Genomic DNA, 1,566 nt, shown 5'->3' with positions numbered 1-1,566 from the left:
TGATGAAGCCGCCTGCTGCGCCAGCACCTGCTGCTGTACCGATGGTGATGGTGCCTGTGTGGGCGCCAACGTTGGCCAGAGCAACTGTGTTGGATTCTGTGTCAGCATCGACCAGGGTGATGTTTTCAACAGCGTTGGTGTTCAGAACGAAGTTGAAACGTGGGTCTGTATTGGAACCTTCAGCAATCGTCACTGCAACTGTGTCGGATGCACCAGTGGCTGTTGCCAGGTTGGCGTTGATGGTGGATTGACCAATAGCGTTGGAACCTGTGTCGCTGTGCTTGATGCTGATGGCTGCTGCTTGGCCAACTGTCAGGTTGTTCAGTGTGAACGTGGAGGTACCAGCTTGCGGTGCAGAATTCGCTGGTGCTGCTACGTTGGTGTTGGAGACGTTACGTACTGTCACGCCTGTCACGTCTGGCAGTTTGGCGAAGTCAACTACGGAGGCTGCATTGTTCATCAACACTTGCAGGGCTTCTACTTTAGTGATGATGGAGGAACCAGCTGCACCGGCTGTGACGTTACCGCCGTTGACGATGATCAGGGTATCTGTGCCGTCGCCGCCTGTCAGGCTGTCACCTGTTTCGATGGTGTCTGCCAGGTAGAATGTGTCAGCACCAGTACCGCCAGTAACTGTGACATTTTGTACTTGACCGGATGTGTCAGCTTTGCCTGTTGTGAAGATGCCATTGCCCAGGTTGATTGTCAGGTTGCCTTTGAATGCGGATGCATCAATGGCAGACAGACGGCCTGCAGCTTGGAGGATACCACCGGAGAAGTTGGTGGATTCAATAGCGGATACGCCATTGACAACATTGGATGTCTGGGCCAGTGTCAGGTTGGTGTCGCCAGTGATGACAACTTTGCCTGCTGTACCTGTGTCCATTGGCAGGTTCAACGTGCCGATGTTGTTGGTGTTGCCTGTGCTGTTGATGGTCAGTGTTTCGTAACCTTGGTTAGCAACGCCTGCAGCGGATGTGCCGGAAACGTTTTGACCAATGTTGACTGTACCAACTTGGACGTCGGACAGGTTCAGTGTCGCTGTGTTCGCGCCCAGCAATGTGCCATTGCCGAAGGAGAATTCAACCACGCCAGCATTGTTGGCGTTGGTGTTGCTCAGGGACAGTGTTTCTACAGCTTGTTTGATGTTTTCAATACGGGCTGTGTTAGTACCTGCTGTGGAAGCAACGCGGTTGATGGCGATGTTTTTCAAGCCTGTACCATCTTGCAAGTCGATCGCAACAACGGCGTTGTTGTTGATGTTATTCGCATCAGCAGAGCCTGTGAAGGAGAACGTGGCTGTCTGGATGTTTTTCAACGTTGGGGTGATGATTGGTGCGCCGTTGTCGTTGGCGTTACCTACTGTGGCTGTCAGTTTGTTGTTGGCAGTCGCAGATGTGTTGGAGCCTGTGAGTACGTCTTCGTCTTGCAGGGCATTGACACGGGAACCACCGTTTGGTGTGTAGACCAGGCCAGCTGTGAAGTTTTCTGCTGTAGCTACGTCTGTGTTGCTTGTCAGTGTGAAGTCTTTAACACCACCACCGTTGACGATGGATGCCAGTGTGG

1 protein-coding gene is annotated in these 1,566 nt (G+C 52.7%); it reads right to left on the bottom strand.

Annotated elements, in window-relative coordinates:
• On the bottom strand, nucleotides 1-1,566 hold a 1,566-nt coding region (locus tag H8L47_RS29085), incomplete at both ends, for a beta strand repeat-containing protein (RefSeq protein WP_222616729.1).

Source organism: Undibacterium umbellatum (assembly GCF_014284125.1).
In the GTDB taxonomy this organism is placed as follows: Bacteria; Pseudomonadota; Gammaproteobacteria; order Burkholderiales; family Burkholderiaceae_D; genus Undibacterium; species Undibacterium umbellatum.
Note: the sequence above shows the minus strand (reverse complement) of the source record. Positions and strands in the feature narration are given on the sequence as shown.